This is a genomic window from Telluria antibiotica (assembly GCF_011682055.1).
GTDB classification, from domain to species: Bacteria; Pseudomonadota; Gammaproteobacteria; order Burkholderiales; family Burkholderiaceae_D; genus Telluria; species Telluria antibiotica.
Window position 1 is genome coordinate 497,227 of the sequence record NZ_JAAQOM010000002.1, and the last position, 25,225, is coordinate 522,451.

The following is a 25,225-nucleotide window of genomic DNA, read 5'->3' on the forward strand; positions in this document are numbered from 1 at the left end:
GCATGCGCAACGAGTCTGACGGTTCCGGGATGCGACATTATGCGCCTTCAACGTGCCCGCGCGGCCGCGTCGGCGTCCGGCGGCAATCCCACGCTGGTGCCTGCGTACGCCCGGGTCGCGGCTCCCTTTGGAGATGGTCCGCCCAAACAGTCTCGCCCGATCCACATACCGTTCCAGGACTCTTGTTGAAGTGAAATTCTGACGCCAGAGAGACAAAAGCCCGCCGCTTTCGGAGCCAGCGGGTCTCATGAATGTCGAAGGTTTCTCTCTAACAATTGTCCTGCCGGAGGCGGTGACCCTCGGCGAACTGGAGGCGAAAACCGGACAGACGGAAAATGCGGTGAAAACTTATCGCCGCGCGCTCGAACTCGATCCCGACAACGCCGTTGCGGCCTGCTATCTGAAGGAGCATGCAGTCGTCTGTCTGCGCCTTGACCAATTCGCCCAATAAGGCAATCGACACGCGCGTCGGATTCCTCACCGCTCGCAAGGCCCAATGTTTGGCTCGTATTGCTCCGCTGGCAAGTGGGCGTTTCGATAGGCGTAATTAGTCGTAGGGCTGAACGAGCCTTCGGTACTTTGACGGTCAACGATGCGTGGGCGGCGCCCGTTGTGGCAGAGAGCGACCCGCTCGTATGCTGCCACTAACTGGAGACTTTCATGAAATCAACGATCCAAATTGCTGTTGCCGCGATGCTGATGGTGTCGAGCGCTACATTTGCCGCTGGTCAAACTACCGCGCCAGCAACGTCGACATCGGTACCGGCCGCCACTTCGACCGCGCCGATGGCTGATACCAAGGCGGACCTGAAGGCCGAGAAAAAGCAAATTCGCGCCGAGAAGAAAGCCGCGCTCGCAGAATGCAAAAAGTTGAAGGGCGCAGATAAGAAGGCCTGCAAGAAAGAAGCCAAAGCAAAGGAAGCGACCGCAATGGCGGACCTGAAAGCTAAGAAATAATTTCTAGAGATATTGATGCCTGCGATTCCTCGTCGCAGGCTTCTTCACGCGCCGGTTCCTGGTTACCTTGACAGGAGGTGGCATTCCCTTGATTCGACGGACGCTTCCGTTCGACGCATGAATTCCACCAGTCGAGTCGATAGATGCCAGCCGCATGCTAAGGCGCGTTCGAACGCCTGAGTGTCGGCGCCCGGCATGACATTCGTGCCGGATTTTCATAACAGTCGAATTGGACAACGTCGGGAACGACACGAGGAGGGCGACGTTCGAATCGTTGGCCGCCGCGCCGCCGTGCTCCGCATCCTTTTTCGCGGACTTCGAGTAGATCACGCCGGCATTCGGCTGGACCATGATGTCCGGCGTCCTGCCCTTGGCAGGGTCGCCGAAGCGCCCGTCTGCTGCCAGGTCGATCACCCCACTGCCCGCATCCGTGCCAGAGCAAATGCCCGGATTCGACTGACCGGCAACGATGATCTTCGACGTCGGATCAACGGCAGGACAACCAACGTTTGCCTCGAGCGCGGCAATGGCAGCAGCGCGTGCCGCGTCACTGCGGTCGTTCAGCCAGATGAAACCGACATCGTCTTCCGTGAATCCTTGTAACCACCACCGTTCGCATCGAGCGCTTTTTTGAGCAACGCTCAGGGTCTGGTAATTCGTACCGAACAATGTCGGGACCGGAATCTTGTTGCTCCTGAGCGAACCACCTGCCGCGGCACTGACCACGCCGGTCGAGTCGAGCCCATCGATCTGGTTCAGGATGATCTGCGTGTGGTAATGATCGAACACCTTGCTCCGGGTCGGCGTGCTCGTAAAATCGTAGCCTGCCGCGCTCGCGAGGCCCCGTGCAGTATTGAAATCGGAATTGCGTAATCCTGTAACCACCAAGTATTTTCAACGGCGCGCAGCCGCCGCAAAGAAGCTGGACCGTAGTGTTATCTGCCCCGTCGCGCCGTCACATTACCGAGATGTAATGATAAAGAATGGGCGTACTCATTTCATGAACGATGTGATCTGCGATACTGTACTGACAACTGTTGGCACGTCGCCAACCCTGTATCGCCTAGCCATGTAGATGAGAGCTCCGCCCAATCCTTCGCTTGCGAACATTTTGCTGTTTCACGGTTTGCTGTCGTCACCGCAAGAGTTCGGGCTGATCGCGCATTCCCTGCGCAGCAAAGGTCTGTCGTACGAAGCGGCGACGGTCCCTGGATACACGCTCGGCAGCGTATTTGCGCCGGATTGGCGGCGCTGGCGTGCTGCAGGCATTGACGTAATCAATAGCAAAGGCCCCGCCAACGCACGGGTGATACTCGGCGGACTGTGTATGGGTGGCGTACTGGCCGCCGCGCTGGCGCTCCAGGCGCCCGAGCGGATCGCGGGACTGGTGCTGATGTCCCCCAGCTTCGACTTCGATGGGTGGGGCATGTCGCCCATTCGTCACCTTCGCCACATCGGGTATTGGAGTGGCCTGGACCGTTATTTCTCGGTCGCCGAGCGTGAACCGTACGGCGTGAAGAACGCCCGGATCCGCGAGTGGATTGCTCGCGAACTCCATGAAAGAAAACACTCGGCGGCGGGTCCCGCGCGCGTACCGCTACGCGCATTGCGCGAGGCCGAACGCATGATGAAAGACGTCAGGGCGCGCTTGCACGAGCTGAGCTGTCCCATCTTGATGATCCATGCGCGTGAAGATGAAATCACCAGCCTCGGCAGCGTCAGGCGGCTCTTTGACGCGTTACCACAGGTCGACAAAGAACTGGTCGTCCTGGAAAACAGTTATCACATGATCACGATTGATAATGAGCGTCAGCAGATCCCTGTCCTGCTCGACCGCTTTTGCCGACGTGTCTCGGCCAACGCCGGCGCTGCCATGCAGGATGCGCCCGCGTTCGCCCATGTCTGACATGTCCACTTAACCGTTACTAATTCATTATGAGCACGATAGAACAACTCACACAGCTGCTTCACGACAAATTCGATATCGACAAGTCATCGCTTCAGCCCGACCTTCCGCTGCCTGAATACGGACTGGACTCCCTGGCATTGGCGGAACTCCTGTTCACGATCGAAGAAGAGTTCGATATCAAGTTTCCCGACCGGCCGGAGAACATCAACACACTGAGGGAACTGTCGACGGCCATCGACGACCTGCGGTTGTCCCAACAGGCATGAAGCGCAGGGTCGCGGTCACCGGTATCGGACTGGTCTCGCCACATGGCGATGCTCCGCTCGGCGTGTTCGACGATTTGCTTGCAGGTCGCTCGGCGGTCACGCTTGGCGATGACGGGGACGCGCCAGCGGCCGCCGTGGCACGTGCACCGTTCGACGCGACTCGCTGGTTTACGCGGCTGCAGCTCGCCGGCGTGGACCGGGTCAGCCAGATCGCCGTCGCTGCCGCGCAGATGGCCCGCGACGACGCGGGCATCGCCACGCTGGATGCCGGGACTGGCGTGTACGTCGGCACCGGTATGGGCGGCGCCATGGCAGTCGAAGAGTCATTCCGCAGCCACTACGCATCGGGACGCGTGCCCCCGTTGTCGGTGCCCGCCTTCATGCCGAACGCACCGGCAGCACACGTGGCGATGCGCGAAAAGCTGCACGGTCCGGTGTACACCTACTCCATCGCCTGCGCGTCGTCGGCCGTGGCGCTCGCCGAAGCGGCCAAGGCGGTCGCTTATGGCGAGGTTGATTGCGCCCTCGCCGGCGGGACCGAAGCATTGCTGGTACCGGGAGCGATACGAGCCTGGCACGCGCTGCAAACCTTGGCGCGGGTCGACGACGAACCGTGGAGGGCGTGCCGTCCCTTCAGCACTGACCGGACTGGCCTCGTCCTGGGCGAAGGAGCCGCCTTCGTGGTGCTCGAGCCCTATGACGCCGCACTTTCCAGAGGCGCGCGGATCTATGCGGAATTTGCGGGCAGCGGCGTGTCGTGCGATGCGACCCATCTCACCAAACCCGACGTCACCGGCCAGGTGCGCGCCATCACGGCCGCTTTGCGCAACAGCGCGTTGAATCCGAGCGACATCGGCTACTGCAATGCGCACGGCACCGCGACACGCATCGGCGACGTGGTCGAATGCAAGGCACTCGAAAGCGTATGGGGAGACGCGATCGGCAACCTGGCGGTGAGCTCGACGAAGTCCATGCATGGCCACCTGCTGGGTGCGGCGGGTGCGCTCGAATCGATCGTCACCATATTGGCGCTATACCGCGGCGCCATACCGCCCAACATGCATTGCGATGAGCAGGACATCGAATGCAATGTCGCGCTCGTGCGCGACCCGGGCCATGGGGCGCCGGCACTCCGGGCCGCGATCAGCAATTCGTTCGCGTTCGGTGGAACCAACACGACCCTCGTTTTCAAGCGTGCAACGTAGCGCAGCACCGCGTCACGATTTGCTGCGGCGCCAATCGCGGCCATTGGTGAGCGTCTTCCTGTTTTACGCTCGCACTCGTCGATCTTCGCGTCTCGAGATTACATTTTTGCAAGCTTCAAATATCCCCTAGACTCGTCAATATACTATCGGCCTTCCAGTTGACAGCGCAATTGCGAAGGTATCGATGAACATCATGAAGCCCGCCCCGACGGGGAATTCCACCCGTGATCGCGGGCGTTTGACACCGCGGCCTACGCGTGCGATGCCCCTTGCATTCCCCAAGGGGGCCGCCGAAACCGCCTGGTCAAAGACCGGGCATGCAACCGTTCACGTTGGCACGACGCGGAACACGGATCGGTACGAACTGAACGTCGCGACTGCTTATTACGACCGTCCGGATATCCTGGATGCGTGGTATCGGATGCTTGGCGAGGCGACGGGCCCTGAAACCTTGTACCAATCTCCTCAATTCTTCAACTACCTGGTCGACATGGATAGCGGGCAGGAAGCGAGCTATGAACTGTTCGTCATCCGCCGCCGCACCGATTACGCTATCGTCGGATTCGTTCCGGTCCGCACGCTCGGCTGCGATCTCGACTTCCGATTCGGTTCGGTATCGCTGTTCAAACGGACGATGCGTACTTGTCAGATCCTGGGCAGCGTGCCACTGCTGGACCCGACGGAGCAAGGGCTTGTCGAATTCGTCGTGGCGCAACTTCTCGCACGTTATGCGAACTGCGACGCGCTGTACATGCAAGCCGTGCCGGAAGAAATAGGTGTCGGGCTGCCACGCTGCGCTGGCGTCTCCACCCATGTCCTGAATGGATGGCGTCCATGCCATACGCAGCCCCTGCCCGATAGCGTCGAGGCCTATCTGCAAAAATTCAACGCCAAGAAGCGCTACAACCTGTCGCGCCAGATCCGCCTGTTGACGGAAGCAGCCGGTCCGCTGCAAGTACGACGTATCGAGCAGCCCGGCCAGGTCGCGTCCCTCCTCGACGCCACGATCGCCATCACCGGTTCCCTGAGCGGTGCACGTGATGCCGAACAGGTGCGTCTGAAGAACCTTGCTCGTCACGGTCTCCTGCTGTCGTATGTGATCCGCTGCGGCGACGAAGACGTTGCCGTCGTGCTCGGGTCACGCTCATCAAGCGTCTGGCACGTCCACAAAATTGCCTGCAAACATAAGTACCTGCCCTTATCGGTGGGCATGAGCGCGGTCCACCTCGCGGTGATGGACGTGCTCGCCAATGCCCCCCTCCAGCTGATCGACTACGGCTACGGTACGCCGAATGCCGAATTCCGCTCGACTCACGTCTTGAGGTCACGCGGCCATGTTCTCCTGCACCGCACGCGCAGCTTGTCGACGCTGCTGCTGAAGGTACACGGCAAGTGCGACGCGCTGAACGAAGCCATGATTCGCCATACCAAGGCCGCAAAAAAATGGTACGCGAAACGCAAGCAGGCGTCGCCGCAGGCTCTCAAGGCGCGGCGAACCGCCTGACCGCCGGTTGACGTCACCGTGATGGCCGCGGTGCGCGGCCATTTTCTCGCGCGTTCATCGAACAAGCCGACGTTTTCGATCGGACTAGGGTGCATCAAAACACGGCACATGACCAAATCGTAACTTCCTCTTAGGTAATTCCACTTTAGGATGCTGCACTGCGATGTGTCGACCGGTTTTCGTGCCCTGGCAGTGCGCGCCCGTCCCGCTGACTTCAGACCCACCTGAACGGCCTGAAACACCTTTCAACAGCCTTGATATTTTTGAGTACAGATGCCCGAGCGTTCCTCCCGATTGCCTGTCAAGTTGTCCTTGTACGGTTTACTCATCCTTGACGTTGTCAACGCCTATGCGGCAACGCCGACGATTCAAGGGCAATCGGGCTACATCAACATGCCCAGCGCCTGGGTCGAGGCCGACGGCACGACGAGCCTCGGCATCGGCCACGACCAACCCTACACCCCGGTCTGGCTATCCGCGACCCTCCTGCCCTTCCTGCAAATGGTAGCGCGATACGAAAGCATCAGCGGTATTCCAGGTTTCACGAACGTCAGCGGTGCTTACGGAAGTAAGTATGGACGCTACAAGGACAAGCAGGTCGGACTGAAACTGCGCGTGTTCGACGAGACAGACAGTCTGCCTGCACTCTCGTTCGGCTCGAACGACATTCAAGGAACCCGACTGTTCAAGGGAGAATACCTGGTCGCATCGAAGAGCTTCGGTACCGCTCACAACGTGGAGGCCAGCGTCGGGTATGGGCGCACACGCCCCAGCGGATTGTTTGCCGGGATGCGCTGGGCCCCCATCGCGACGCCTGGATGGGCCGTCGTCGCCGAATACGATGCGACCGACTATCAGCGTGATTTTCGTGCCACCGAGACCGGCGCCGACAAGCGCCGGAAGGGTCCGGCAGTCGGCCTCGAATATCGTTGGGGATGGCTTGGGGCCCAGGTCGCGCGCCAGCGTGACCACTTCAGTTTCAATACCTATCTGAGCATTCCCTTCGCCGAGCGCGAATTCGTCCCGAAACTGTACGAGCCGGCGCCGTTCAATCCGAAAGATGCGCCGGCCCGGGTGTCGGTCGATGAGTGGAAGAACGATGGCACGCATGGCACGGCGCTGGTGCAAGCGCTCGTCAAACAGGACTTCAGAAACGTCCGCGTCGGGCTGGACGCCACGACGCTCAGACTGGTCCTCACCAATAACCGCATCTCGAACATGGGCCGTGCGGTGGGGCGCGCCGTGCGCACAGCGCTCGCATTCGCCCCGCAAGGCACGGAGAAAATCGAGGTCACTTATACCAAGCTCGAGCAACCGATCGCGACCTATGAATTCCGTGATCTTCAACGCTTGAGCGATTACCTGACAGGGCTGGCCGACCGCAACGCGTTCCTGCAAACGGTCGACGTGCGCTATGCCCAGCCGTCGGACAGGATTGGCGACGACCTGGGGCTGCTCGCTGCCGTACGTGACCAGGAAGAGGGACTGTCCATGCAGCTGGGACGCGAAGGCAGCCTCGTGCAGGTCGCGTCCGAAGACAAGGAAGCGAACCGCTTCAAGCTGGTTCCCAAGATGTCGTTCTTCTTCAACGACCCCAGCGGATTTTTACGCTACGAATTCTGGGGCGATGCCGTCTACGACCGGCGGCTGGCCGAAGGTCTGTACCTGAACAGCGATATGAAATTGACGGTCCTCCAGGACGTCACCGCCGTCACGCAGCCATCGAACAGTCTCCTGCCCCATGTGCGCACGGACATCGCCGACTATAAGCGCGCCGGCCGCGTCAAACTGAACCGCCTGCTGCTCAACAAGTACGCGATGCTGGACGAGCGGGTGTACGCGCGCATCTCCGCTGGTCTGTACGAAGAGATGTTCCGCGGTGCCGGCGGCCAGGTGTTGTACCTGCCGAAGGACAGCCGTTGGGCCACCGATCTGACCGCCGACGCCCTCCAGCAGCGGGGCTTCAAAGGCTGGTTCGACAAGCGCGACTACCAGACCGTCAGCGCCCTCGCCGCCATCCATTACAAGCTGCCCTACGATGTGACGGCGACGGCGCGCGTCGGACGCTTCCTCGCCAAGGACGATGGCGTCAGGCTCGAGTTCAAACGTCGTTTCCCGTCCGGTGTCGAGATAGGCGCGTGGTATTCGCGGACCAACGGCAAGGACATCACGAATCCCGGTACGCCGGACAAACCGTACAACGACAAGGGCGTGTTCCTGTCGGTACCGCTGAACATCATGCTGCCGGCCGACAGTCAGAACGCGGCAAGTGTCGCATTGTCGCCGTGGACGCGCGACGTCGGGCAGATGGTGGCGAGTCCTGGCGACCTGTACGACATGATGGAGCAGCCGCGCCGTGACATGACGGCGTACGACGGCCTCGGGAACTTTGCCGAACGTCGCGACGAGCAGAACCTCCCTGCCGTGAATCCGCCCGTACGTCCGATGACCAATCCGTGGCCCGAATTCCGCTGGCGCCTGGAGCAGTCGGTGTCCACGACGCCAACGTTGCCCCAGTCGGTCAAGGGTACGATGCTGGGCGCGGGCGCCATTCTCGCAAGCGCGTTGCTGGACAAGCCAGTCGACCATTTCATGAAGCGGCACGCGAATTCCTCATTCATGCGCGACTGGAGCAAGTTGGGCAAAGCCTCCCCCGTCGCATTCGCGGGCGCCGCCGGCGCCGCGCTGCTGTTCGGCGACGCCCGAGCGGAAAACGCTGGCATCGTCGCACTGGAGTCCATGGCTGCGGCGGGTGCGATCTCGATTGCAACGAAGCGCGTGGTCGGTCGCGCGCGCCCCGACGAGGAGCTCGGGCCGCTGAGCAAGACACGTAACCGCGCCGATGCGTCCTTCCCCTCGAACCACAGCACGCTGGCCTTCGCAGCGATCACGCCGTTGGCGCAGGAATACAATGCCCCATGGCTCTACGGCGTGGCCGCGATCGGTACGCTGGGCCGGACTGCAGACCGCCAGCACTGGGTGTCGGACGTCGTCGCCGGAGGAGTCCTCGGCTATGCAGTGGGCAGCTGGTTGTGGCGGGCGCAGAGCCAGGACAGGCGCTCCAGCTTCGCCGTGAGTCCTGGGCCAAGGTCGATCGAGATGGCCTGGCGCGGCAGCTATTGAGTCACGCGTGTCGCCGACATTACGACTTGGCAATGATTACATGAACGTCATTCAGGTGCGGCCGTTCGCGCATATCATGCGCTGGTACCGGGCACCGGACATGCGAGCAACGCTCCGTGGCTGGGTTGGCCGCCCCGCCCGAAGGAACCCGAATGGATGACGATTTCGAAATCGAAGGCCCACACAACCACGCCGTTGAACATGCGGTCGAACAGCGCGACCCGCTGGCCCAGCGTATTGCCCTGATGACAGCGGTACTCTCGACCGTCGGCGCAATCGTCAACTATGCAAGCGGAAACGCGCAGACAGAAGCCCTGGTCCTGAAAAACCAGAGCATCCTCCTGCAGACCCGAGCCAGCGATCAATGGGCGTACTACCAATCGAAATCGACCAAGTCCCACATTGCCAACGGCCTGGCGGCGCTCGCGACGGATCCGACGGTGCGCCAGCGCTTCATCGATGAGCGCGATCTCGAGAACAAGCAGCGTCTCGAGGTGCAGGGCGAGGCAAGACGGCTCGAGGGGGAATCGCAGCGCCTGGCGCGCGAGTCGGACGCGAAACTGCACCCGCACGAGCGTCTCGCTCTGGCACTGGGCTTTCTCCAGATCGGCATCGCACTGGCCGCGATCACCGTTCTGACGCGGCGCCGGTGGCTATTGTGGGGCGCCGCCGGCGCCGCGCTGGTCGGCATCGGCGCGGCGATTTCGGCGATCCTCCCGTAACGCGGCCTCTGCTCCCATTCGCTGGTGCTCCGGTTCCAGAAGACCTGCCGCACTGCGGGGATCGCAGCGGGTCGGGCGCTATGACAGGATGTTGACTGCCCGCGCGGCCACGAGGCCGACAGTGAGCAAGGACGCAAACGACTCCACCATGAACAACAGCTTGGCGCGCACACTCAGCGGCAGGGTATCGGTCGGCGAAAACGCCGTCGCATTCGTGAACGACACGAATACATAATCGAAAAAGCCGGGCGTCCACGCCTCGTGCCCGGGGCAATCCGCGTTCATTTGAGGGAACATCAAATCGGCGATCGGTTGTTTGATGAAGTCGCGCGCCGCCGGACCGCCACGGTCCATGTTCCAGAACCACAACGCAAATACGACAATGTTCGTCAGCCATATATTCAATGCGTCGATGAGAAGGCTTTGCCCGGTGGTTCCTTTGGCACCGTAAAGAAGTGCCTTCAGTACGCCGAACAGGGCCTGAAAATTGATGAGCGTGATCACCATCGTCAGTACGATTGCAGCCTGACGAATCTTGCGGCGCCGATGATGAATCAAGGTCCAGTGGTGCGAGGTTGTCGCGCGCAACATCTGGGTATGCGTCCAAGCGGTAGCGACCGACAGCGGCACCAGCAAAGCCAATTCGACCACTGACGCGAACCACCATGGGAAGGCCGTCAGATCATTGATGAGGAACGCATTGAGCGCCGCCGTGACAACGATCGCAGCGCGTGCGATCCATATCTCGCGCATATGGCGTCTCACGACAAGTTCATCGTTAGACATAAAAGGTATCAACTCCACGATATGAATGTGTGCTCTTCTCTCCCAGGCACCGCTCCCCACAGCACCACGCATCACCGAGATGCCGATCGCTGGCAAGTGAATGCTGTGCGGCGACAGGCTCAGGAAGGTTCGCGCAAATCCTGCCGACCCGGCGTTCGTACTTCACTTGTCATTCCAGCGACCGCCAATGGCAGCCTGACGTCGACCTGCAATCCTCTACCCTGCTCTCCCGCCCCCATCCTGATCTCTCCCTTCAGCGAATCGCAGATCTCCTTGACGATCGACAGCCCCAACCCGAAGCTGTTCGGCTTGCCCGGATCGGCACGGTAGAAGCGCTCGAATACGCGATCCCGATGCGCAGCCGCGATACCGGGGCCGGTATCGACGATGCGCAGCAGTGCGCAATTGCCGGCGCGTTGAATGCGCACGCTGACCGAGCCTGGCCCCTCCATGTGCTTGATCGCATTGTCGATCAGGTTGAACGTGATCTCGCGCAGTAGATGAGGCGCCGCCGCCAGGACCAGGCCGTCGTCGGACGCGTCCAGGCCCAGTTCGACATCGTAGCGCTGCGCCAGCGGCGCAAGCTCCTCGATCACCGAGGTGACAGTTTCGCTCAGCACGGTGGACGGCGGAGGCTGCTCGGGATGGGCATGTTGGCGGCCTTGTTCGATGCTGGCCAGGATCAACAGTTGATTGATGACTTTCGTCCCTTGCACCGTCGTGTTCTGCATCGCGGCCAACAGCGCCTTCTGCTCCGGCCCCACGCGCTCGTCGCGCATGCCGTAGTTCAGCTGAGAAGTGAGGATGGCGAACGACGTGCGCAGGTGATGCGCCGTGCTCGCCACGAAACGCTCGTAGGCGGACAACGTCTGGTCCAATCGCACGACGTAGCCGTTCAGCGCGCCGATCACCGGCAGCAACTCGCGCGGCACGGCGGCCGCGTCCAGTTGTTCGAGCGAGCCCGGCTGGCGACGGCCGACGCGTTCACTGAACTGCATCAATGGGCGCAACGTCCAGCGCAACGCGACGACAAGTGCAACCAGTACCAGCGCGAGCAGGACCAAATGCTCGCGAGCGGTCATCAGGAAAAGCCGCTTGCGCAGCGCGGCGTGGCCGCGCATGGTCTGCGCCACCTCGACCGTGATATGCCCGCCGTCCCGCAGATCCTGGCCGTAAGCGACGACGCGCACCGGATCGCCACGCACACGGCTCTTGAAATAGCTCTCCTGCTCGCCCAGGCCAAGCGACGGCGGCGGCGTCAGCGCAGCGTCGCCGTCGATCAGCCGGCCATCGGACCTGCGCACGGCATAGAACACACGGTCCTGATTTTCATCGGCGAACAGTTCGAATGCGGCCGGCGGCGCGCCGTTGCTGGCGCCGCCATCCGCCGCCATCTGCTCGGCGATGATCCGTGCCGATCCCCGCAACAGTTGGCGCTGCACTTCGGTCGCCACACGGTCGGCGCTGCGATAGGTGACGACAAGGTCGATTGCCGAACATACGAGCATCGGCAGGAACACCCATGTCGCCAGGCGTGATTTCAGACTGTGCATCTCAAGGCTCGACCGCGCTCAACATGTAGCCGAGTCCGCGCAACGTGATGATGGCGACGCCGCTGTCTTCCAGTTTCTTGCGCAGGCGGACGATGTAGACCTCGAGCGCCTTGGGCGTGACCATGTCGTTCAGGATGACCAGGCTGTCGGCCAGGTCGTGCTTGGAGACCGTCTTGCCGACCTTGCGCAGCAGGGCCTCGAGCACCGCGTGCTCACGCGGGGTCAACTGCAGTATCCGGTCCCGGACGCGGAAGATCTTGGAGTTGCTGTCGTAATGCAGGTTACCGCAACTGACCGTCGGGTTCGCGTTGCCGCTGGCGCGCCGCAACAACGAGCGCAGCCGCGCTTCCAGTTCCTGGATGTCGAACGGCTTCGCGAGATAGTCATCGGCCCCCAGGTTCAGATGCTCGACGATGTCCTGCAGCGAATCCTGGGCACTGATGATCAGGACCGGCACGCCGTTGTTCTGGCTACGCAGCCGCCGCAGTAACATCTGCCCGCTCAGCAGCGGCAGGGTCAGGTCGAGCAGGATCGCATCGTACGTCTGCGTGCGCAGTAAATGATCCGCCTCTTCACCGCTGAATGCCTGTTCGACGGCATAGCCCGACTGGTTCAGGAGCCGGGTCAGCCAGGCCGACAGGTCGCGATTGTCTTCCGTGAGTAAAAGTTTCATCGCGTTAATCATGTCCTGTGCGCCCGCGTTCAGCAAGCCCTGCGAATTAATTTTTGGATAGAAAATTTATTGTAGGCATTTAGTAGGGTTGCCATTCCTATAGTGAGCTCGGTACGCCTGAAGCAGCAGGCTACAGCCCCCTCACCTATAAAAACGATGGAGACCCGTATGAAAAAGCTGATGGCAATCGCCGTTCTCGGCACGCTGGGCGCAGCGGCGCAGGCGCAGACCCAGTCCGTGCAAGAGTTGCAGGACGCGCTGCTGAAAGCGCAACAGGCGGCCGCCGATGCGCAACTCGCAGCAAAGCAAGCGCAACAGGCATTGGCCCAAGTGCAGCAGGCCATGGCCGCGCGCCCATCCCAGGCCGCCGCCGACAACGGCGCTGCGGGCCGCACGACCGCTGCGACGGATCCCGCGACCGCAGGCGCCGATACCGGCCACCAGGTCGACCCTCTGGGCGCGAGCTCGGTGGGTTCGGGCGGCCTCGTCTACCGCCACGGTGGTGACGTCGTGCGCCTGTACGGGCTCATCGATCTGAGCATGAGCCGCAAGACCAATGCCGACGCCGCCGGCCATACCCAGAACGACATGTCGGTGGCCTGGTTCAGCGGCAACCGCTGGGGCCTCGAAGGCGAGCACTTGCTGCCGAATACGGATGGCCTGAAGGCGATCTTCAAGCTCGAGAGCGAATACGAACTCCCCACCGGCAATATGGATACCCCAGGCGTCCTGTTCAACCGCGATGCGTGGCTGGGCCTGGAAAGCCCCACGCTGGGCAAGCTGACCTTTGGCCGCCAGAACACGCTCGCACGTGAATTCTCGAAGATCTACGGCGACGCCTACGGCAGCGCCGGCGTGACCTACGACGAAGGCGGCTACACCAACAACAATAACTTCAAGCAGTTCATCTTCTACTCCGGCAGCGCCACTGGTACGCGCTACGACAAGGGCATCGTGTGGAAGAAGAGCTACGGCAAGCTAATGGCGGGCCTGGGTTACCAGGTCGGGGGCGAACCGGGCAACAACCGCGAGGGCACGACCAAGTCGGTCGCCCTCGCCTACAACGGCGGCGACGTGAACGTGTCCGGCTTCTACAACACCGCCGTGGTCAACGACTTTACGCACACGTCGTACTCGGTCGGCGGTAACTACAAGATCGGCATGGTGCGCGTGAATGCCGGCTATGTCCACTACACGGCGGAACAACCGGCGTCCCTCGGCGATCGCCACGACAACGCGTACACGATCTCCACGAAGTTCACGCCGGGCGGCCACTTCGATTACGAACTGGGCTGGCAGACGATGAATGCCACCAACGCGGCAGTGAACGGCGGCGGCTTCGTGCTGAACGCCTATGCCGACGCGTCGGCTGCCAAAGCCACCGCAACCGGCAAGCGCCAAACGGTGTACGGCTCGGTCTTCTATCACTTCGACAAGCGTACCGAACTGTACCTGGCGTCCGACTACCTCAGCACGGATGGCAGCTACAAGGCCGCGCAGGCGCACGGCGCCGACTCCCAGTTCGAACTTGCCACGGGCCTGCGCTTCCGTTTCTGAGCGGACGGCAGTAATGTAGATGAGCCGGGGACGTCGCATCGGGCGCCACCCCGGCCACGACAATAACCACCAAGGAGACAACATGACCGTTCCATACAAAACCCTGGCTGCCGTCGCGTTCGCATCGCTCGCCGGGCAGGCTTCCGCCGCCGAGAAAATCACCATCATGGTGGGCGGCATGGAAAAGCAGATCTACCTGCCCGCCAAGCTGGCGGAGCAGCTCGGCTACCTGAAGGAGACGGGGCTGGACATCGAACTGCTGAGCGAGCCGGCCGGCGTCAATGCCGAGACCGAAATGCTGTCCGGCGCGGCCCAGTGCGTCGTCGGATTCTACGACCACACGATCGACCTCCAGGCGCGCGGCAAGATGGTGGAATCGGTGGTGCAGTTCAGCCAGGCCCCCGGCGAAGTGATCCTCGTGTCGAAAGCGGCGTCCGCAGCCATCAAGTCGCCGGCCGACTTCAAGGGCAAGACGCTGGGTGTGACGGGCCTCGGGTCGTCGACCAACTTCCTGACGCAGTACCTGGCCGCGCGTGCCGGCGTCAAGTACAGCGAATTCACGACGTTGCCGGTGGGCGCAGGCTCGACGTTCATCGCCGCCATGGGACAAGGGAAGATCGATGCGGGCATGACCACCGAACCGACGATCGCGCGCCTCACTTCGACGAATGCGGCGAGGGTGCTGGTCGACCTGCGCAGCATCAAGAGCACCGTGGCGGCGCTGGGCGGTCCATATCCTGCCGCGTCGTTGTACATGCAGACGTCGTGGGTCAACAGCCACAAGGCGGAGGTGCAGAAGATCGCAACCGCCTTCGTCAAGACCCTTCGCTACATCAATACCCATAGCGCCAAGGAGATCGCGGAGAAGCTGCCGCCCGAGTATTACGCCGGTAACAAGCAGCTCTACATCGATGCGCTCGACTCGGGCAAACAGATGTTCACTCCCGACGGCGTCATGCCGCCGGAAGGCCCGGCCACCGTGCTGAAGGTTCTGGCCACGTTCGACAAGGCCGTCGAGGGCAAGACGATCAACCTGTCCGGCACCTATACGACGGAATTCGTGAAGGCAGCCAGGTAATGATGAGCCCTGCAATCGAACTGAGTAACGTCAGCCGTAAATTCATCAGTCCGAAGGGCAAGGTCACGCTTGCCCTGCGTGACTTCAGCCTGCAAGTGAGAGAGGGCGAGTTCTGCGCCATCGTCGGTCCGACCGGCTGCGGCAAGTCGACGACACTCGGCATGATTACCGGATTGAACCCGCCCTCGTCCGGTTCGGTGAAGGTGTTCGGCAAGCCGGTCAGCGGCGTCGACCCGAAGATCGGATTCGTCTTTCAAGCCGACGCCGTCTTCCCGTGGAAAAGCGTGCTCGATAACGTGGCCTGCGGGCCGATCTTCCGCGGCCTCGATCCGAGCGCGGCACGCGACAAGGCCGCCGACTGGGTGCGGCGAGTCGGCCTTGCCGGCTTCGAACACCATTATCCACATCAACTGTCGGGCGGCATGCGCAAGCGGGTCGCGCTGGCACAGACCTTTATCAACGAACCCGCCATTCTCCTGATGGACGAGCCGTTTTCCGCCCTGGACGTGCAAACGCGCGCGATGATGCAGGAAGAGCTTCTTGGCCTGTGGTCCGAGCGCAAAGCCTCGGTCGTCTTCGTGACGCATGACATCGACGAGGCGATCACATTGGCCGACCGGGTGGTCGTGCTCACGAAAGGGCCGGGTTCCGTCAAAAGTGTCTATGACATTCCGCTGCCCCGTCCACGTGCGACGGAAGCGCGTTACACCCCCGAGTTCATCGACCTGTCCCGGCAGATCTGGGCCGATCTCAAGGCAGAAGTCAGCATTTAACAGGCGCACATCATGAACACGACAACATCGACAATGACGCCCGCTATCGCCAGCACGGAAGAACGTCTCGCGTTACGGCGCGCACAAAACTACCGGAGGCTGGTGATCGGGCTGCGGACTGGCCTCGCGCTGGCCGCGATCGCGGCTTGGGAAATCGCCGTCCGCATCGGATGGCTCGACCCTTTCTTTTTCTCGCAGCCGAGCGCGATCTACCAGCAACTGGCCACTTGGCTGACCGAAGGGACAGGACAAGGGCCGCTGTGGAGTGAACTGCTCGTCACGATGGAAGAAACGGCACTCGGCTTCGTGATAGGCAGCGTGCTCGGCATCCTCTGCGGCATTGCCCTCGGGCGCAACAAGCTGGCGGCAGACGTCTTCAGCATCTACATCAAAGTGGCCAACGCGATACCGCGCGTCGTGCTCGGCTCCATTTTCATCATCATGTTCGGCCTCGGCATGGGTTCGAAGGTGGCACTGGCCGTCGTGATGGTGTTCTTCGTCGTGTTTGGGAACGCCTTCCAGGGTGTACGCGAAGCGGACCGCAACATGATCGCCAACGCCTACATCCTGGGGGCCAACGCGCGTCAGGTCACTGCCTCGGTCGTCCTCCCCTCGGCGCTCAGTTGGATTCTCGCCAGCCTTCACGTCAGCTTCGGATTCGCACTGGTCGGCGCCGTGGTCGGCGAATTTCTCGGCGCCCGCCACGGCATCGGCCTGTTGATTTCGACGGCGCAGGGAACGTTCAACGCCGCCGGCGTGTTCGCGGCGATGATCGTCCTCGCGGTCGTGGCTCTCGGGGCGGAATATCTGCTGACCGCTGTCGAGAACAAGCTGCTGAAGTGGAAGCCGCCTCAGTTCGTTGAAATGGGCATGTAGCGGGCTACTCGCGGTCGGACTAACGAGGCGCGGCACGAACAAGGCCGGCCTTTGCGGCGACGGCGCCACAGCGGCGTTCGTCGCCTTTCGTCGCCAACATGACGGCGAGCTTATAACGGTCGCACAAGCCCATGGGCGAGCTGCCCATAACGTAACGCAAGCGTCGGCAACACCAAGGGGCTCACGTGCACCAATCGACGCATCACGCTGGGTCACACGGCTGCAACTGGTTGGCTTGGACAGGATCAGCCAGATGCCATCGCGGCTGCGCAAATGGCTCATGACGATGCTCGAATCGGTATCCTAGACGCGTCAATCGGCGTGTATGTCGGTACCGGCATGGGCGGTGCTGCGGCGGTCGACGAATCGTTCCGCAGTCACTAGGAACCTCGACGCATGCCGGTGTTACCGGTTCCCTCCTCCACGCCGAACGACCCGCCGCACGCGTCGCCGCGCGCGGCGGACTTCAGTGAACGCGTTCGTGTTCATCGCCCGCGTCCATACCAGCGTCTTCATTTTTCGGGAGGGGACGCGCGGGCGTAGCGCCGCGCGCCGCAAACCATGGATAGGCCAGCGGCAGCAGCAGCAACGTGAACACGGTGGCCGACACGATGCCGCCCACGATCACGACGGCGAACGGCCGCTGCGTCTCGGAGCCGATGCCATGCGACATGGCGGCCGGAAGCAGGCCCAGGCCCGCCATCAGCGCCGTCATGAGGATCGGCCGCAGCCGCGCCACGGCGCCTTCGACGGCGCTGTGCCACGGCGCGAGGCCCGTGTGTCCCGCCTCGACGATCTGTTCGACCATGATGACGCCGTTCTGCACGGAGATGCCTGCCACAGCGATCAGGCCGACGGCCGCCGAGATCGAGAAGTGCAGCCCGGCCAGCGCGAGGCCGGCCACGGCGCCGACGAGCGTGAACGGCACGATCGCCAGCACGAGCAGCGCGCGCGCCATCGAGCGGAACGCGCCGAACAGCAGGGCAAAGATGAGGAATGCGGTGAGCGGGACGATCACGCGCAGGCGGCGCGCAGCGCGCTGCTGGTTCTCGAACTGCCCGCCCCACGCGATCTGGTAGCCCGGTGGCAGGTGTACCTGTTCCGCCACCTTGGCCTGCGCCTCGGCGACGAAGCTGCCTTGATCGCGACCGAGCAGATTCGCTTTCACCGACGCGTTGCGCTGGCCGTCCTCGCGCGCGATGCGGGCGGCGCCCTGGCGCGTGGCGATGCGCGCGACGTCCGCGAGGCGCACGCTGCCCGTCCCGCCGGGCAAGCCGATCTGCAGTGCGGCGATGCCGTCCAATGACGCGCGGTCCTTTTCGGCCAGGCGCAGCGTGAGGTCGAAGCGGCGGTCGCCCTCGTAATACTGGCTGACGGCGATGCCGCCCAGCGCGGCCTGGATCGCCGCGTTGACGTCGCCGACGTTCAGACCCAGGCGCGCGGCGCGGTCGCGGTCGACGGCGATATCGAGTTCGCTCTGACCGCCGATGCGCACGGCTTCCACGTCGGCCGCGCCCGGGATCGTGCGCAGGATGGCGGCAATGCGGTCTGCCGTGCGGCCCAGTACCGCCAGGTCCGGTCCGTATATCTTGATGGCGATCTCGCCCTTCACGCCGGACAGCGCTTCCTCCACGTTGTCCTCGATGACCTGGGAAAAATTCGTGGGCACGCCCGGCAGCGCATGGATGCGGCGTGCGATATCGGCCACCAGCGCGTCCTTGTCGGGGAACGTCCATTCCGCACGCGGGCTGAGGTCGGCCAGGATCTCGATGTTGTTCGGGCCTTTCGGGTCGGTACCGTCGTCGGGTCGGCCCACGTGCGACACGACGTTGCCCACTTCGCGGTAGCGCTGCAGGATCGCGCGCACGCGATGCTCGACGGCGCGCGTGTTCTCCAGCGCGCTCGACGTCGGCAACTCGATCGTCAGCCACAGGTTGCCTTCGTCCAGCTTGGGCAGGAATTCGCTGCCCAGCAAGGGCGTGAGCAGCACCGTCAGCGCCAGGAGCGCGGCCGAGGCGCCGAACACGGCGCGGCGGTGCGTGCGGGCGCGCTGGAGCAGGCGTTCGTACGCGGCCTGCAGGCGCGGCAGCCATGTGTTCGGGCGCTCGCGCAGCGGCTGCCCGCGCTGGGCCCAGGCCAGCAGCGCGGGCATCAGGGTCATCGTGAGCAGCAGCGCGCCCAGCATCGCGAAGCTCAGCGTGAACGCGACGGGTGCGAAGATCTTGCCCTCCACGCGCTGGAACGTGTAGATCGGGATGAAGGCGACGATGATGATCGCCTTCGCGAACAGGATCGGGCGGCCGAGCGCCAGCAAGGTCTCCTTGATCGTGGTTTCGGGCGCGCGCGGGCGGGCCGCGTGCGACTGCAGGTGCAGGCGCACGAGCAGGGCCTCGACCAGCACGACGGCGCTGTCGATGATGATGCCGAAATCGACGGCACCCAGCGAGATCAGGTTGGCGGGAATGCCGCGCGCGTCCAGCACGATAAACGCGCACAGCAGCGACAGCGGTATCACGGCGGCAACGATCAGCGCCGCGCGCCAGTTGCCGAGGAAGACGACGAGGATTGCGATCACGAGGGCGGCGCCCAGCGCCAAGTTCTCCGCGACGGTGCGCACGGTGTGGCCGATCAAGTCGCTGCGGTCGTAGATCGTGCGGATGCGCACGCCCGGCGGTAGCTTGCGCCCTTGCGCTTCGATGGCGGCACGCACGGCGGCCACGACTTTCGACGCGTTCGCGCCTTTCGTCATCTGGACGATGCCTTCGACGACGCTGCTCTGGTGGTTGAAGGCGACGACGCCGGAGCGTGGCCGGTTGCCGATCGTGACTTCGCCGACGTCGCCCACGAGCACCGTGCGGCCATTGCTCGCGGCGACGACGGTGCGGCCGATGTCGTCGATGCGGTCGAAGATGCCGATGCCGCGCACGACGAGCGCCTCGTCGCCACGCTTGACCAGGCCGCCGCCCGTGTTCGCGCTGGCGTTGGCGAGTGCCTGGCGCACCTGGTCCAAGGTGACGCCGTAGCGGTTAAGCAGCAGCGGATCGACCTGCACCTGGTATTCCTTGACGGTGCCACCGAAGCTGACGACGTCGGCCACGCCCGGTACCGCGCGCAGCGCCGGGCGCAGCACCCAGTCCTGCAGCGCGCGCACTTCGCTTTCGTCCATGCCGGGCGCTTCCAGCACGTAGCGATAGATTTCGCCGACGGCAGTGGACAGCGGCGCCAGCGACGGTTGCACGCCCGGCGGCAGCACGACGTTCTGCAGCCGCTCCGTCACCTGCTGGCGGGCGAAATAATCGTCGGTGCCGTCGGCGAACGTCAGCGTCACGACGGACAGCGCCCCGATGCTCACGGAACGCAGCTGCGTCTGGCGCGGCACACCGGACAGTTCGCGCTCGATCGGCAAGGTGACGACGCGCTCCACTTCCTCGGCCGCCTGACCGGGCAGCTGCGTGACCACCTGCACCTGCACGTCCTGCACGTCGGGGAACGCTTCGATGGGCAGGTCGCTCAGCGCATGCCAGCCGACCGCGGCGAGGCAACCGGTCAGGAACAGCACGAGCACGCGCTGCGCGAGGACCGCGTCGATCAGCTTAGCCAGCATGGTTCTCGCCTTCCGCGTTCAGCAGCAGCGCGCCTTCCGTCACGACTTGTTCGCGCGGGTGCAGTCCCGCGTCGACGAACGAACGCTGCGCGCCGCCCAGCGCCACGTGCACGCGCCGCTTCTCGAACGTGCCGGCGGCCCGCTGCACGTAGACGTACGTGTCGTCGCCGTCCGTGAACAGCGCCGTGTTCGGCAGCGCCAGCGCGCGCGCCGCTCCGCCGTCCTGGAGGAAGGCGATGCGCGCGAACATGTCCGGTTTCAGGCGGCCGTCCGCGTTGTCGAGGGCGCAGCGTACCTGCACGCGGCGCGTGACGGGATCGACGGCGACGCCGATGCGGTCGATCGTACCGCGCATGGCCTGCCCTGGCCACGCGTCCGTCTCGACGGACACTGTCTGGCCACGCTTCAGGCTTGCTGCCACTCGCTCGGGTACGTCGGCGATGGCCCACACGTGGCGCAGGTCGCTGATGACAAGCAGCGGATTCGGCTGATCCGGCCGCACTTCCTGCCCCACGTTGATCTGCTTGTCGGCGACGATGCCTGCGATCGGTGCGCGCAGCCCGAAGCGGCCGTCGACCGCGGCGCGCGCGTGCAGGTTGGCGATCCGTTGGCGCGCGCGCCGCGCCTCGGCGTCGGCCTGGCGGTAGTCGGCGTCGGCGTTCTCGTAGTCCTTGCGCGCGAGGACGTCCGCGTCGAGCAGCATGCGCGCGCGGGCCAGCGCGAGGCGCTTGCGTTCCTCGTCCGCATCGGCCTTGCGCGCGTCGGCCTGGGCGCCGGCGAGGTCGGGCGAATCGAGTTCGGCGAGCAGGTCGCCGGCGCGCACACTGTCGCCGATCTCCACGCGCTGGCCCGTGACTCGGCCCAGCACGGGCGAGGCAATGCGGCTCGTACGCGTCTCGTCGTAGGCGATGCGGCCGGCCACCGGCTCGGCCACGGGCAGAACGCCGGCATCGACGGCCGCGATCTTCAGATAGGACAGTCGGGGATCGTTGGCGGCGATCGTGATATGGCCGTCGACAGCGCGTGCACGCGGCGCCGGCGCTGCAGGCTGTGCGGAATGGGCGCTCCAGGTCCAACAGGCGCCCGCGATTGCGGTAAGCAGCAGACCGCCCGCGGCGGCAAATGTCAGGGTCTTCATGGTTGCGGACTCATCAATTGGGATTTCGGGGACGCCGCCGCTTCCAGCGCCGCCACGGCCTTGGCCAGGTCGGCACGGGCGGAAAGCGCATCCAACTGGGCGGCACGCCACGCGCGGCGCACGTCGAGCACGTCCATGACGCCGAGCGCACCGTGGGCGAACGCAAATTCGGCATCGTCAGCCGCCTTGCGCGTGGCCGGCAGGATGTCGCGGTCGTAGCGCGCGGCCCGCCGCGCCGCGGCCTCGGCCTGCGCCCGGGCACGCGCCACGTCGGCGCGGGCGGTCTGCCGGACCTTGTCGAGGTTTTCGTACGCCGCGTCCAACGCCGACTCGGCACTGCGGATCTCGCCCTGCATCGTATAACGCACGAAAAGCGGTACCTGCACGGCGACGCCAACGCTGTTGCCGCTACCCTGCGGATTCGCCGTGCTCGCTGGATAGTGTTCGAACTGCACACCAACCGTGACGTCGCGCGTACGACCGGCCCGCGCCAGATCGCGCGACGCTTCGGCGGCGCGGACACGTGCGAGCGCAGCCTGCACGTCCGGGCGCGCGTCGACGAGGGCGGCGGCGTCGGTGACTAGTGCCGGCAGAGCGACGGTCCAAGGTCCAGTTGCGCGCAGGCCGCCCGAAGCTTCCTGGCCGAGAAGGAGCGCAAGTGCGCGTCTGGCCTCGTCGAGGCCGACTGCCGCGTCGTCGGCGTCGTTGCGCGCACGCAGCGCATCGATACGCAAACGTCCGCTGTCACTACCCGCCAGGTCTCCTGCCTTGTGACGTTGTTCAGCGGCAGCCAGCGCATTTTCCGCCAGCGCAGCGGCATCGGCACTGATCGATTGACGCTCCTGGGCCGCCAGCAAGTCATAGTAGGCGGCAGCGACGTCGCGGCGCAGCTGACGACGTGCGTCCTCCAGGTCGGCGCGCGCTGCTTCTTGGAGGCGAACTGCGGCGGTCGTTCGAAGGCCGCGTTTGCCGCCGCGTTCGATCACCTGGTCGATTCGCACGGTACTGTCGACAGTCTTGCTACGCAGGCCGCCAGCGCCGATCCCCGCCGCGGGATTGATATTCATGGTCTGCAGCGTCAAGGTCGGGTTGGGCGCGGCAGCGGCGCTGGTCACTGTCGCACCAGCGCTGTCTACCCCAATGGCGACCAGCTTCAAGTCACGGTTGTGCTGCTCGGCCAGCGAGATCGCCTGCTCCAGTCGCAGTTCTTGCGCGCTAGCGGATACACCCAGCAGGAAAATGAGCAGGGCTGGCGCGAGCCTCAGAGGAAAAAGAAACGACATCGTCATACCCTATCGTGCGAGAGGCTCCACAAGCAGGCGTTCGACGCGCGCCATGCGCTTTTCGGAGCAGTTCGCTGGCAGCAGCTCGACCTCGTCCCCGACATTGGCTTCGAGATTGCTGGGCAGTGCCGCCACCACGGTATGATGCAAGCGCGTGCCACGGTACCTCACCTTCACGAAGTGCTGACGCACATCGACGCCGTCGGCTTGCGCAGTGCAGTCTTGCACGATCGACCATGCGGCATCGGCGGTCAGAACCTCGAGCACACGACCTCGACGAAATCCGTGGTCCCAGTCGACGGACCCCTTACCCAATGGCTGGGCGCAGGACGACAGAAGAATACACACGACCGGACCGACGATCGGCACAGCCACCAGCCGACGAATGCACATGATTTGCCCCATAAAAAAGCAGCGCACCACGTCGTGCGCATACGGGTGGCAATCATAGGCAGGGACGCACACGTCAACATTGCAATTGCGTAATCATTGCGAACTCGTAATTCTAACGGATGGGATTGATACACTTTGCCGAACTGTAATGGTGAACGTGAATTTGCCCGGCTATACTTACGCGCTTGTTTCGACCGAAATCATGGGTATGTCGCCTCGCACACCTGAATTGCGTGCAAAGCCGCACCGATAATCACCGGAGATTTCAGCGGTTAATTCCGTGTGGAAACGTTACGTGGGCGATTGTGAGATGCGGAGCATAAACGGTGATTAGGGTTCCTCATTGAATTGGTGATGCTATGCGGAATATTAGCGACCCACCGATTCGGCTCCGCCATTGATTCTGCCAGGTTTACATAAACAAGTTATTAAGGCTTCACATGGTAGATATCATCGAGGAAGCGCTTGCACAGCACAAGCGGTCGGCAGAAAATGGCCAGGCCATCTGGAATGTAGCATTTGTGAACGACGACAAGATTAGAGGAACAATTAAAGCATTTGGTGATGGCAAGTATGCGTTAACTAATCCTCACGGCGCCGTATACTTTTGCGCGGACAAAGTCGTTTATTTATACCTTGCCAGATGACTGTCCGCTCCTCTTTTGCTGATAGCGATGAACTGTTCGACGGCGCCCATCCAAATCTTGCCCTGAATCGAATCGCAAATTTCCTTGACGATCGACAATGCCAACCCAAAGCTGTTCGGCTTGCCGGCGTACTGCTCTCGTCGATTGACACAAGGAACTCGGATGAAAAAAAACGCATCGCCCATTAAGGTGCTTGCGGTAGCGCTTGCAGTCCTGTCAAACATTGGACGCGCGCAGGTGCCCGCGCCGACCGAGCAGCCCGTGGAGTCCCTGCCGACGGAGCAAAATATATTCGGGGAAAAAACCGACGTGACGATCGGCGCCGGTGCAACGTACGCGGCGCGCTATCCAGGCGCGACCAGCCGGCAGCTTGTTCCCAATCCGGTGCTTTCCCTCCAGCGCGGCATCCTGTTCGCCGACACCTTGCGCGGCATCGGCGTGCAGTATCAATCGGCATCGGAATTCTACGTAGCGCAGTCGTTCTTCTACGACCTTGGCCGCCTCGACAAGAATAACAGCTGGCGCCCCGGCTCCAACCGGCTTGTCGGCATGGGCGATGTGCCCGGATCCGTGACTGCCCACACCTTGATCGCGCAAACGTTCACGGCATTGTTGCTGGTCAGTGCGGAAATAGAAATGGCGCTGCGCGACACGGCGCGCCGCAACCGCTACCGCCTTGGCATCGAATTCACGCCGCTCAAGAATGCCTCGGATACCGTCACCATCGACCTGGACGGCTGGTGGGGCGACGGACGCTACAATCAAGCGTGGTTCGGCGTAACGCCACAGCAGGCAGCGCGCACAGGTTTCGCCGCCTTCAGCCCCGGCGCCGGCGTGTATCAGTTAGTGCCGGGCGTCAGCTGGGAGCACCACCTCGACCGCCATTGGTCGAGCACGCTCCAGCTGACCGGTACTCGATATGTCGCCACAGTGAGCGACAGCCCCATCTTGGCCCAGCGCACGTCGACAAGTGCGACGGCCGCTATCGCTTACACCTACTGAACCGGCACAGCTACACCATCAATTGAATCGCCACGAGTTTTCTAGACATCCTGAGCCATAATCTGGGTCAAGGAGAACATATGAGTGGAAAGCGGTACACGGAGGAATTTTGTTGAGGCCGACCGAAAATTGACCCGCTGGGGATGCGGACAGCATTCGGTCCAGTAGCTTCAACC

General features: G+C 63.1%; 22 protein-coding genes. 14 read left to right on the forward strand and 8 right to left on the reverse strand.

Going from position 1 to position 25,225, the window contains the following annotated elements; genetic code table 11:
• The first annotated feature begins 247 nt into the window (after positions 1 to 247).
• Together HAV22_RS05065 and HAV22_RS05070 are read left to right on the forward strand one after the other, a co-directional pair.
• The gene (locus HAV22_RS05065) at positions 248 to 451 is read left to right on the forward strand and encodes a tetratricopeptide repeat protein (RefSeq protein ID WP_166857125.1); all 204 of its coding nucleotides are present in this window, start codon (positions 248 to 250) and stop codon (positions 449 to 451) included.
• Between the two features lie 209 nt (positions 452 to 660).
• On the forward strand, positions 661 to 957 hold the full coding sequence (locus HAV22_RS05070; RefSeq protein WP_166857127.1) for an acid-shock protein: 297 nt from the start codon (positions 661 to 663) through the stop codon (positions 955 to 957).
• A 3-nt stretch (positions 958 to 960) separates the two neighbouring features.
• Here the strand turns inward: HAV22_RS05070 and HAV22_RS05075 are convergent, their stop codons facing one another.
• Positions 961 to 1,746, reverse strand: a complete 786-nt coding sequence (locus tag HAV22_RS05075) for a hypothetical protein (protein ID WP_166857129.1) — start codon at positions 1,744 to 1,746, stop codon at positions 961 to 963.
• A 286-nt stretch (positions 1,747 to 2,032) separates the two neighbouring features.
• Here HAV22_RS05075 and HAV22_RS05080 point away from each other — a divergent pair, with 286 nt between their 5' ends.
• From HAV22_RS05080 to HAV22_RS05105, 6 genes are all read left to right on the forward strand, one after another.
• The gene (locus HAV22_RS05080; RefSeq protein ID WP_166857131.1) at positions 2,033 to 2,863 is read left to right on the forward strand and encodes an alpha/beta hydrolase; all 831 of its coding nucleotides are present in this window, start codon (positions 2,033 to 2,035) and stop codon (positions 2,861 to 2,863) included.
• A 29-nt stretch (positions 2,864 to 2,892) separates the two neighbouring features.
• The gene (locus tag HAV22_RS05085) at positions 2,893 to 3,132 is read left to right on the forward strand and encodes an acyl carrier protein (RefSeq protein ID WP_166857133.1); all 240 of its coding nucleotides are present in this window, start codon (positions 2,893 to 2,895) and stop codon (positions 3,130 to 3,132) included.
• Positions 3,129 to 4,337 carry a beta-ketoacyl-[acyl-carrier-protein] synthase family protein gene (locus tag HAV22_RS05090; protein ID WP_166857134.1) on the forward strand — a complete coding sequence of 403 codons (1,209 nt, stop codon included), beginning with the start codon at positions 3,129 to 3,131 and terminating at the stop codon, positions 4,335 to 4,337. Before HAV22_RS05085 ends, HAV22_RS05090 begins: the two co-directional genes overlap by 4 nt.
• 184 nt (positions 4,338 to 4,521) lie before the next feature.
• Complete coding sequence (locus tag HAV22_RS05095; RefSeq protein WP_166857136.1) at positions 4,522 to 5,841, forward strand: GNAT family N-acetyltransferase; 1,320 nt, start codon at positions 4,522 to 4,524, stop codon at positions 5,839 to 5,841.
• A 273-nt stretch (positions 5,842 to 6,114) separates the two neighbouring features.
• A complete protein-coding gene (locus HAV22_RS05100; protein WP_166857138.1) occupies positions 6,115 to 8,964 on the forward strand; it encodes a YjbH domain-containing protein in 2,850 nt (949 codons plus the stop codon).
• A 152-nt stretch (positions 8,965 to 9,116) separates the two neighbouring features.
• Positions 9,117 to 9,686, forward strand: coding sequence for a DUF4337 domain-containing protein (locus HAV22_RS05105; protein ID WP_166857140.1), 570 nt, complete (start codon positions 9,117 to 9,119; stop codon positions 9,684 to 9,686).
• A 78-nt stretch (positions 9,687 to 9,764) separates the two neighbouring features.
• Here HAV22_RS05105 and HAV22_RS05110 read toward each other — a convergent pair whose 3' ends face one another.
• From HAV22_RS05110 to HAV22_RS05120, 3 genes are all read right to left on the reverse strand, one after another.
• Positions 9,765 to 10,472 carry a hypothetical protein gene (locus HAV22_RS05110; RefSeq protein WP_166857142.1) on the reverse strand — a complete coding sequence of 236 codons (708 nt, stop codon included), beginning with the start codon at positions 10,470 to 10,472 and terminating at the stop codon, positions 9,765 to 9,767.
• Between the two features lie 119 nt (positions 10,473 to 10,591).
• Positions 10,592 to 12,025, reverse strand: a complete 1,434-nt coding sequence (locus HAV22_RS05115; RefSeq protein WP_166857145.1) for a sensor histidine kinase — start codon at positions 12,023 to 12,025, stop codon at positions 10,592 to 10,594.
• A gap of 1 nt (position 12,026) precedes the next feature.
• A complete protein-coding gene (locus HAV22_RS05120) occupies positions 12,027 to 12,698 on the reverse strand; it encodes a response regulator (protein ID WP_166857147.1) in 672 nt (223 codons plus the stop codon).
• A gap of 168 nt (positions 12,699 to 12,866) precedes the next feature.
• Between HAV22_RS05120 and HAV22_RS05125 the strand changes: the two genes are divergently transcribed.
• From HAV22_RS05125 to HAV22_RS05140, 4 genes are all read left to right on the forward strand, one after another.
• Positions 12,867 to 14,255, forward strand: coding sequence for a porin (locus tag HAV22_RS05125; RefSeq protein ID WP_229421071.1), 1,389 nt, complete (start codon positions 12,867 to 12,869; stop codon positions 14,253 to 14,255).
• Positions 14,256 to 14,337: 82 nt separating this feature from the next.
• Positions 14,338 to 15,333 carry an ABC transporter substrate-binding protein gene (locus HAV22_RS05130; RefSeq protein WP_166857149.1) on the forward strand — a complete coding sequence of 332 codons (996 nt, stop codon included), beginning with the start codon at positions 14,338 to 14,340 and terminating at the stop codon, positions 15,331 to 15,333.
• Positions 15,333 to 16,106: an ABC transporter ATP-binding protein gene (locus tag HAV22_RS05135; protein WP_166857151.1), complete on the forward strand. Its 774-nt coding sequence runs from the start codon at positions 15,333 to 15,335 to the stop codon at positions 16,104 to 16,106. The genes HAV22_RS05130 and HAV22_RS05135 overlap by 1 nt, the downstream gene beginning before the upstream one ends.
• Before the next feature lie 12 nt (positions 16,107 to 16,118).
• The gene (locus HAV22_RS05140; protein ID WP_166857154.1) at positions 16,119 to 16,982 is read left to right on the forward strand and encodes an ABC transporter permease; all 864 of its coding nucleotides are present in this window, start codon (positions 16,119 to 16,121) and stop codon (positions 16,980 to 16,982) included.
• A gap of 466 nt (positions 16,983 to 17,448) precedes the next feature.
• On the opposite strand, the gene HAV22_RS05145 is transcribed toward HAV22_RS05140, so the two are convergent.
• The 4 genes from HAV22_RS05145 to HAV22_RS05160 are packed head-to-tail and all read right to left on the reverse strand — an operon-like array spanning position 17,449 to position 23,274.
• Positions 17,449 to 20,586, reverse strand: coding sequence for an efflux RND transporter permease subunit (locus HAV22_RS05145; protein WP_166857156.1), 3,138 nt, complete (start codon positions 20,584 to 20,586; stop codon positions 17,449 to 17,451).
• A complete protein-coding gene (locus HAV22_RS05150; RefSeq protein ID WP_166857158.1) occupies positions 20,576 to 21,724 on the reverse strand; it encodes an efflux RND transporter periplasmic adaptor subunit in 1,149 nt (382 codons plus the stop codon). The genes HAV22_RS05145 and HAV22_RS05150 overlap by 11 nt, the downstream gene beginning before the upstream one ends.
• The gene (locus HAV22_RS05155; protein ID WP_166857160.1) at positions 21,721 to 23,013 is read right to left on the reverse strand and encodes a TolC family protein; all 1,293 of its coding nucleotides are present in this window, start codon (positions 23,011 to 23,013) and stop codon (positions 21,721 to 21,723) included. The genes HAV22_RS05150 and HAV22_RS05155 overlap by 4 nt, the downstream gene beginning before the upstream one ends.
• Positions 23,014 to 23,016: 3 nt before the next feature.
• Positions 23,017 to 23,274, reverse strand: coding sequence for a hypothetical protein (locus HAV22_RS05160; protein ID WP_166857162.1), 258 nt, complete (start codon positions 23,272 to 23,274; stop codon positions 23,017 to 23,019).
• Between the two features lie 566 nt (positions 23,275 to 23,840).
• Here HAV22_RS05160 and HAV22_RS05165 point away from each other — a divergent pair.
• Both HAV22_RS05165 and HAV22_RS05170 read left to right on the forward strand, forming a co-directional pair.
• Positions 23,841 to 24,047, forward strand: coding sequence for a hypothetical protein (locus HAV22_RS05165; protein ID WP_166857164.1), 207 nt, complete (start codon positions 23,841 to 23,843; stop codon positions 24,045 to 24,047).
• 84 nt (positions 24,048 to 24,131) lie between these two features.
• Entirely contained in the window at positions 24,132 to 25,049 is a 918-nt protein-coding gene (locus HAV22_RS05170) for a MipA/OmpV family protein (protein ID WP_166857166.1), read from the forward strand.
• Positions 25,050 to 25,225 lie beyond the last annotated feature (176 nt).

Bases quoted from the DNA above. Each gene is read 5' to 3' on its own strand.
- HAV22_RS05140 (WP_166857154.1), top strand. From the start codon at position 16,119: ATGAACACGACAACATCGACAATGACGCCCGCTATCGCCAGCACGGAA.
- HAV22_RS05145 (WP_166857156.1), bottom strand. From the start codon at position 20,586: ATGCTGGCTAAGCTGATCGACGCGGTCCTCGCGCAGCGCGTGCTCGTG.
- HAV22_RS05165 (WP_166857164.1), top strand. From the start codon at position 23,841: ATGGTAGATATCATCGAGGAAGCGCTTGCACAGCACAAGCGGTCGGCA.
- HAV22_RS05150 (WP_166857158.1), bottom strand. From the start codon at position 21,724: ATGAAGACCCTGACATTTGCCGCCGCGGGCGGTCTGCTGCTTACCGCA.
- HAV22_RS05095 (WP_166857136.1), top strand. From the start codon at position 4,522: ATGAACATCATGAAGCCCGCCCCGACGGGGAATTCCACCCGTGATCGC.
- HAV22_RS05135 (WP_166857151.1), top strand. From the start codon at position 15,333: ATGATGAGCCCTGCAATCGAACTGAGTAACGTCAGCCGTAAATTCATC.
- HAV22_RS05070 (WP_166857127.1), top strand. From the start codon at position 661: ATGAAATCAACGATCCAAATTGCTGTTGCCGCGATGCTGATGGTGTCG.
- HAV22_RS05065 (WP_166857125.1), top strand. From the start codon at position 248: ATGAATGTCGAAGGTTTCTCTCTAACAATTGTCCTGCCGGAGGCGGTG.
- HAV22_RS05120 (WP_166857147.1), bottom strand. From the start codon at position 12,698: ATGAAACTTTTACTCACGGAAGACAATCGCGACCTGTCGGCCTGGCTG.
- HAV22_RS05080 (WP_166857131.1), top strand. From the start codon at position 2,033: ATGAGAGCTCCGCCCAATCCTTCGCTTGCGAACATTTTGCTGTTTCAC.
- HAV22_RS05085 (WP_166857133.1), top strand. From the start codon at position 2,893: ATGAGCACGATAGAACAACTCACACAGCTGCTTCACGACAAATTCGAT.
- HAV22_RS05105 (WP_166857140.1), top strand. From the start codon at position 9,117: ATGGATGACGATTTCGAAATCGAAGGCCCACACAACCACGCCGTTGAA.
- HAV22_RS05155 (WP_166857160.1), bottom strand. From the start codon at position 23,013: ATGACGATGTCGTTTCTTTTTCCTCTGAGGCTCGCGCCAGCCCTGCTC.
- HAV22_RS05100 (WP_166857138.1), top strand. From the start codon at position 6,115: ATGCCCGAGCGTTCCTCCCGATTGCCTGTCAAGTTGTCCTTGTACGGT.
- HAV22_RS05110 (WP_166857142.1), bottom strand. From the start codon at position 10,472: ATGTCTAACGATGAACTTGTCGTGAGACGCCATATGCGCGAGATATGG.
- HAV22_RS05125 (WP_229421071.1), top strand. From the start codon at position 12,867: ATGAAAAAGCTGATGGCAATCGCCGTTCTCGGCACGCTGGGCGCAGCG.
- HAV22_RS05130 (WP_166857149.1), top strand. From the start codon at position 14,338: ATGACCGTTCCATACAAAACCCTGGCTGCCGTCGCGTTCGCATCGCTC.
- HAV22_RS05115 (WP_166857145.1), bottom strand. From the start codon at position 12,025: ATGCACAGTCTGAAATCACGCCTGGCGACATGGGTGTTCCTGCCGATG.
- HAV22_RS05090 (WP_166857134.1), top strand. From the start codon at position 3,129: ATGAAGCGCAGGGTCGCGGTCACCGGTATCGGACTGGTCTCGCCACAT.